Source organism: Stieleria sp., from assembly GCF_041595215.1.
Taxonomy (GTDB): domain Bacteria; phylum Planctomycetota; class Planctomycetia; order Pirellulales; family Pirellulaceae; genus Stieleria; species Stieleria magnilauensis.
Map to the genome: position 1 here is coordinate 1 of NZ_JBFHKV010000402.1, position 6,796 is coordinate 6,796.

At 59.5% G+C, this 6,796-nt stretch carries 6 protein-coding genes and 1 pseudogene; 3 read left to right on the forward strand and 4 right to left on the reverse strand.

From position 1 onward, the window contains the following. Both ABX749_RS16285 and ychF read right to left on the reverse strand, forming a co-directional pair. Positions 1-474 (reverse strand): hypothetical protein (locus ABX749_RS16285; protein WP_372896903.1); only part of this gene is annotated, 474 nt, incomplete at its 3' end. Positions 475-525: 51 nt separating this feature from the next. Then, positions 526-1,617: a redox-regulated ATPase YchF gene (gene ychF, locus ABX749_RS16290; protein WP_145209117.1), complete on the reverse strand. Its 1,092-nt coding sequence runs from the start codon at positions 1,615-1,617 to the stop codon at positions 526-528. Positions 1,618-1,908: 291 nt separating this feature from the next. Here ychF and ABX749_RS16295 point away from each other — a divergent pair, with 291 nt between their 5' ends. Continuing rightward, positions 1,909-2,640, forward strand: coding sequence for a hypothetical protein (locus ABX749_RS16295; RefSeq protein ID WP_372896904.1), 732 nt, complete (start codon positions 1,909-1,911; stop codon positions 2,638-2,640). 217 nt (positions 2,641-2,857) lie between these two features. After that, positions 2,858-3,880, forward strand: a complete 1,023-nt coding sequence (gene lpxK, locus ABX749_RS16300; RefSeq protein WP_372896905.1) for a tetraacyldisaccharide 4'-kinase — start codon at positions 2,858-2,860, stop codon at positions 3,878-3,880. Between the two features lie 23 nt (positions 3,881-3,903). Here the strand turns inward: lpxK and ABX749_RS16305 are convergent, their stop codons facing one another. After that, a complete protein-coding gene (locus tag ABX749_RS16305) occupies positions 3,904-4,326 on the reverse strand; it encodes an Rrf2 family transcriptional regulator (protein WP_095738279.1) in 423 nt (140 codons plus the stop codon). 182 nt (positions 4,327-4,508) lie between these two features. Between ABX749_RS16305 and ABX749_RS16310 the strand changes: the two genes are divergently transcribed. Then, the gene (locus tag ABX749_RS16310) at positions 4,509-5,810 is read left to right on the forward strand and encodes a hypothetical protein (RefSeq protein WP_372896906.1); all 1,302 of its coding nucleotides are present in this window, start codon (positions 4,509-4,511) and stop codon (positions 5,808-5,810) included. Positions 5,811-6,167: 357 nt separating this feature from the next. Here ABX749_RS16310 and ABX749_RS16315 read toward each other — a convergent pair. Next, positions 6,168-6,796: pseudogene (locus ABX749_RS16315) on the reverse strand (hypothetical protein); the annotation flags it as partial.

Sequence of the window (6,796 nt, forward strand, 5' to 3'; positions counted from 1 at the left end):
CATCCCGACCCACAACAACGGGTTGATTTCCAAGGGGCCGTGCCCACGCAGTTTAATGATCGAAACAATTGCCGTGACCGAAACGGCACCGCCGAAGACGATCGGCATCACCAACAACGCGTTGCCGCGACTGGTCATCATTGCGGTCGTCAGGCAGAGCGCGCCGAAAGCCCCGAGGGTGCCGGCCAGGAATCCCCATTTCGCGGTCGCAAAATGTGAGAGGCCATCGACTCCGGGGACAGGCGCGAAATAGTTAAAACTGTCGCCCTTGAATTTCATCATCGCCAACCCGCCGGCAATCGCGATCACCAGATACGCGATCCCGATGAACACGTAGGGCTTAAACGGCGTCCAGCCATCGGGCGGCAACAACGGTTTCCCATCGATCCGCGGTGCCTGTGCGTTTCCAATGGTTGGTCCGTAGCAGCCCCAGAAGAGTGCAGTGCCGAGGGCAAAGAGGATGGGAATCAGCATCTTAGTCATGAATACCTGAGCGGAAGTGCTTCGTAGTTGAGGGTGGCCGAATCAGATTTTGTGAAGGAAATGACAGATGTCACCGTCTTGCATAACGTAGTCTTTCCCTTCCACGCGTAGTTTACCGGCTTGGCGAATTTCTTTCTCGCTGCCGTAGGTTTCCAGGTCTTCGAGCGTGTAGACCTCACAGCGAATGAACCCCTTTTCGAAGTCGCTGTGAATCACGCCGGCGGCCTGGGGAGCGGTCGCGCCGACGGGGATGGTCCAGGCCCGGACCTCTTTTTCGCCCGCGGTGAAGTAGCTTTGCAGCCCCAGGGTCTTGTAGGCGGCCTGCGCGATCGTGCTCAACGCCGGCGCTTCCAACCCCACGTCGGCCAGCATTTCATCGCGATCGGCGTCGTCCAGTTCCGCCAATTCGGCTTCCAGTTTCGCGCTGACGCAGACCACGTTGGCTCCCGACGTCTCGGCGTGTTGGCGAACCTTGTCCACCAGCGGATCTTTTCCTTCCAGGTCGTTTTCGTCCACGTTGGCGACGTACAAGATCGGTTTGGCCGTCATCAAACCAAAGCTGTGAATCGATTTGGCTTCCGGTTCGGTCAAGTTCAGCGTTCGCAAGGGCTGCTCCGATTCCAGATGCGCGTTGCATTTCTCAATCGCGGTCACCCGAATCTTCGCCTCTTTGTCACCACTGCGAGCCGTCCGCTGGGCTTTAGCGAGGGCGTTTTCCAGGGTCTGAAGGTCCGCCAGAACCAGTTCGGTTTCGATCGTGTCGATGTCGGCCAGCGGATCGACCGCACCCGAAACGTGAATCACGTCGGCGTCTTCAAAGCAGCGCACGACTTGAACGATCGCGTCGACCTGACGAATGTGGCTGAGAAATTTATTGCCCAAGCCTTCGCCGTCGCTGGCGCCTTTGACGATCCCAGCGATATCGACCAACTTGAGCGCGGCCGGGATCGTTTTTTGGGGAACGATGTACTTGGTGATTCGCCCCAAACGTTCGTCGGGAACGTTGACGATCCCCTCGTTGGGTTCGATCGTGCAAAACGGGTAATTCTCGCTTTGGGCGGCCTGCGAGCTCGTTAATGCGTTAAATAGCGTGCTCTTGCCAACGTTCGGCAATCCGACAATCCCAGCTTCCATGGCTCTGTTCAAACAGGGGGCGTGTGTGAAACGGGAAAGCGTATCATCGACGGACCGTTTTTCGTAGGGCACAGCCGTCGCCGATGCCGCAGTGTTTTCCCAACCGTCAGGACCGGGGGGCGGCTTCGATGATCCGGCGGAATTGCCCGACCAGGCTGGACCGCAGGTGTCGGACGTGACGAAAGGATTCAATCGCACGAAGCGCCTTGACCTTCATGGAAGAAACTGGCCCAACCTCACCCGCTCCGGCGGTGAGCCCTCTCCGTTTCCTCTCCAGCCCCAGGTTTTCGCGTGCGACGCACCTCTCTCGGAATTCTGATTCTGGGCGGCGGGATCCTCTTCTCCCTGCCGTTTCGCAAGCCAACGCTGCCCGATGCCTCCGCCATCGAAGACGGGACCAAGCAATCCAAATCCGATCCGTTTGATGACGCGTCGATCGAGATGCTGGTCCGGGAAGTGACCGAAGATGTCCAAGTCCCCGTCGTCTACGACCCGCGGACGGACTATTCGCCACCGGTACAGTCGACCCCGCCGCGACAACTGCCGCTCACCTACCAGGATCTGGCCGTGCCGGTGGATCGAGACCCCTTCTACGAAAACCGATTCAACGCCACCGCAGCCGTCGCCGATCGAGCGACCAGCCCCGATGAAGCACAGCGGCTGGCCGAACTGGAACGCGTGTTTGCCCAGACCCAGTACGTCGATCAATCGATCGCGGGCCTGCACACCGACAGCGTTCCTCCCGCGGCCATCTCCCCTGGTGGCAAGCAATGGGTCTACCAGAACGCGATCGGCGAGCCCCCTTCGCTGGCTGATGCCGCCGCGCCAAACTCGGTCGCGTCCCCCAGTCATCCCGCCAACCCTCCCGGCGCCCAACTGGCAAGCTCGGCGGCCGTCGGTCCACCCGCTCGATCCAGCCAATCCGGTGACTTCTCGGTGCTGTCGCAATTGCCGCCCCCGGATGACCAAGCCGGCAGCGGTGCCGCCGAGCGTCCCCGCCACTGGATTCGGCAACCTGATTGAGGCCGCATGCATGGCAAGGGGCCACGCGTCGCCCCTCGCTGACGTGTCGGGCTGACTTCATCGCGTTGAATTCGGAACATCGACCAAATCGACAGGCCTCTCGCGGACTGCCGCTAATACGTTGTAAAACACTGAAATCAATGCTTCACAACGTTTCCGTTCCCGACTCCCGCTCCGCCAACACCCTCAGTCATCCGCGTTGGACTATCGATCGATCATGAGCGGCCGGCGTCGCGGTCTGTTCGCCGGGTTGATGCGAGCCGGGTTATCGGCCGCGGCGGTTCCCTACGCCGTCGTCGTGGCGCGGCGAAATCGTCGCTTCGATCAAGGCCACGGCGTCCAACGCTGCGACGCGCCGGTGATCAGTATCGGCAACCTGACGACCGGTGGCACGGGAAAGACACCCGTCGTCGCTGATCTGGCACGGCGGTTCCGCAAGCACGGCGTCCGTGTGGCGATCGTCTCGCGCGGTTACGGTCGAGGCGATGCGGATGAAAATGACGAAGCCGCCGAACTGCACCAGCGGTTGCCGGATGTCCCCCACGTGCAAAACCCCGATCGCGTCGAGGCTGCACGGATCGCCGTCGATGAACTCGAATCACAATTGATTCTGATGGACGACGGATTTCAACATCGCCGCCTGCATCGGGACCTGGACATCGTCTTGATCGACATGACGTGCCCGTTCGGTTACGGACACCTGTTGCCACGCGGCTTGTTGCGCGAGCCGATCGCAAGCCTGACGCGGGCGCAGGTCGCGATCTTGACGCGATGTGATCAAGTCGACGAAGAAGACATCGCGGCAGTGATGCAGACAATCCGTTCGTGCAATCAAGACCTGTTGGTCCTGCGTTCAAATCATCGACCGAGCGGTTTGCTGCAGCACCCCGATCAACGTACGTCCGTCGACGCCTTGCGCGGTCAGCGTGTGGCGTTGATCAGCGGCATCGGCAATCCCGCCGCCTTCCGTCGAACCGTCGAAGATGTGGGCGCCGAAGTCGTCGCCGAAAAGGTGCTGCCGGATCATGCCCAATACGATCGCGACACGATCGAGCAACTCAATCGCTGGGCCGACGGTTTGGATGATGTACAGCAGTTGATCTGCACGCAAAAAGATCTGGTCAAGTTACAGACCGACCGGATCGCCAAGCGACCACTGTTGGCGCTGACGATCGACGCCGAGATCGAACCATCGGAAGCCTTCGACGCGATGCTCGAAGACCTTGCCAAATCGTGCTAAACGCAAGCTGGAAGCGTACGCCACTATTTTGATTCGCACAGCGGGATGATCTCGCTGGTCGATTCGACGAGCGCTTTGATCGTCACGCCGGCAAACGCCGCTTCGGTCGCCGCGTAGGCTTTGTCGAGTTCGGCGTGCAGCGGACAGAGCTTGTGGTGCGACTTCAGCCCCAGCGGACAGCGGCGAATCCGCTCGATCGGTGCGACCGTATTGACCACGTCCAGAATCGTCAGCTCGTCCGTCGAGCGGCTCAGTTCATACCCGCCTCCCGGCCCCGGTCGCGAACGCACCAGGCCGGCCGCAGCCAAATCCTGAAGCACGCGAGTTAAATAGCGGCGCGGCACCTTCGTCTGCTCGGCCAGACGGTCCGCCGAAGCGGGTTCCCCAGGCTGGCCCCCCATGCAAGCGACGGCGCGAAGGGCGTATTCGGCGGTTTTGGATAGCATGAATTTGCCCGAAACTCGGAAACGGCGAAATAGTGCACATTGACGTGCAGAATGTTAAAATATAACCTGATCGGTGGCTTGGTGCTCTGCCAATTTTCGATTCGGTCGAAGCATCAGTGGGTTCATGAACGCCACGTTTTCACGTTTGTAGGGAGTTTCCCGTGTGCCGGAGAAGATTGTCAATGCGTCCTCGGCGTGCCATCGTCGTACTGGTCACGGTTCTCACGACCACACTCTGTGTTTCCGATTCGTTCGCACAGCAGGGAAATTTCGAACGCGAGCCGATCAATTATCTCGACGCGGAGGTCAACGACCCGGTCGCCCAACTGTCCAAGAAACTTGAATCCGGCGAAACGACGCTCCGTTACGACGACCAGTTCGGGTACCTGCAATCGGTGCTGGAAGCGTTGGACGTCCCGGTCAGTTCTCAAACGTTGGTGTTTTCCAAAACCAGTCTCCAATTGCATCGCATTTCTCCACGGCGACCCCGTGCGCTTTACTTTAACGACGATGTTTATGTCGGCTACTGCCAAAACGGTGACGTGCTCGAGTTTGCCGCGACCGATGCGAACCAGGGAGCGATTTTTTACACGCTGAAACAGTCCGCTCGGGACGACCAGCCGTCGTTCGTTCGCGACCGTGGCAACTGCTTGTCCTGCCACGCGTCCAGCCGCACACAGGGGGTTCCGGGCTACTTGATCCGCAGCGTCTTCTCGGACCCCGCGGGCCGTCCCAAGTTGGGCAGTGGCACGTTTCTGACCGACCACACCAGCCCCTTCGAACAGCGCTGGGGCGGTTGGTACGTCACCGGTAACCACGGTGAGATGCGCCACATGGGCAACACGATTTGTGAGGGCGACGAATACACGTTCGATCGTGATCCCGGCGCGAATCAATCCGACTTGGACGAGTACATCGACACCGACGATTACATCGCGCCGCACAGCGACATCGTGGCCTTGATGGTGTTGGAACACCAAACCCAAATGCACAATGCGATCGCGGCGGCCAACTACGAAACGCGCCAAGCCCTGCACCAGTCCTATCAGATGAATGAACTGCTGGAGCGGCCGAAGGATTACATCAGTGAGAGTGCCCAGCGGCGGATCGCAGCGTCGGCCGACCGTGTGCTGCGCTACCTGTTGATGGTCGACGAGTTCCAATTGACCGACGCGGTGAAGGGAGCGTCGGATTTCGAAGCGGAATTCGCATCACGCGGGATCAAAGATTCGCGCGGTCGATCGCTCCGTGAGTTCGACTTGCAAACCCGATTGTTCAAGTACCCGTGCAGCTACCTGATTCATTCACCCGCGTTCGATGCGTTGCCGAAGCAGGTTCGCGAACAAGTCGTCGCGCGCTTGTTTGCGATCCTCGAAGGCCGAGACGATTCACCGGACTTCGAACACCTGACTCCGAAGATGCGCCGAGACATTCTCGAGATCTTGATCGACACCAAACCCGAATTCACAGGCCGCGCATCGTAAAATGTTGGTAGGAAATCAGTGGGATTGGCTTCCGCTACGTCCTCGACCCTAAGGCTCAATCTGGACGAAACACTTCAGTCTTCTTCCCAGGCGAACCATCGAAAATAATTCCCACAGATGGCAGCGCGAACCCACGGATGACAGGGCGCCAAAAATCCGTGGGTTTGCGCTGCCATCGGTGGGCACTGTAGTCATTTCACCCCGCCGCACGTGACAGCCTGACCGATTGCCGCCTCCGGGCCTGGATTTGATCAGCCACGCCAGACGCGTGGGAATCTTGGCCAGTGACGATTGATCGATCAACGGCCATCCACCGGGACGCGTCAATGGGCTGTCGGTGCAAGAAATCGACAGGCCTCAATCGCCGACCCCTACAAAGTCAAACGGTTTGAGTTTGGCGGCGTCTTTTTGCAGTCGGTGCAACCAAACAGACTTCGGCACGCCGTAGTCGTCAAACAGTTCGGGCCGAAACAGCGCCAGGGCGGACGAAGCGACTTCGTGGTTGGCGTGGGCCAGCGCCGATTTCTCACTGGTGCGACGGACCAACATTTCGCGCATCGCCGCATTCATCAACCACGTCGTGGTGTCTCGGTGCGTGCACGAGGCACCCTCGCGGACTTCGTCGTAAAATGTCTTGGATCGTTCCGCGTCGATGCTGTATTGAAACGATCGATCCCGATGCACACTGACGCGTCCGATCAGCCAGTCCGTCCAACGCTCGACCCCGTATCGCAATCGATTCAGCCGTACGGTGTCTTCCACGCGGGCACCGCAGGATTCCAAGATGATTTGGGCCACCCGATTACTGGCTTCGATTTGTCCCAGGTAAATCCCGTGTGTGACCGCGGCCAGACTTTCGTGGCTCTCGTGATTTTCGGCGCCGTCGATCGCCGCCGTCTCCGCTCCGATCGCTGCCACGACGCGGGTCAACAGTTCGGACACCAAGATCTCTTCCAGAACCACCCGATGCTCGGACCACCAGTCCG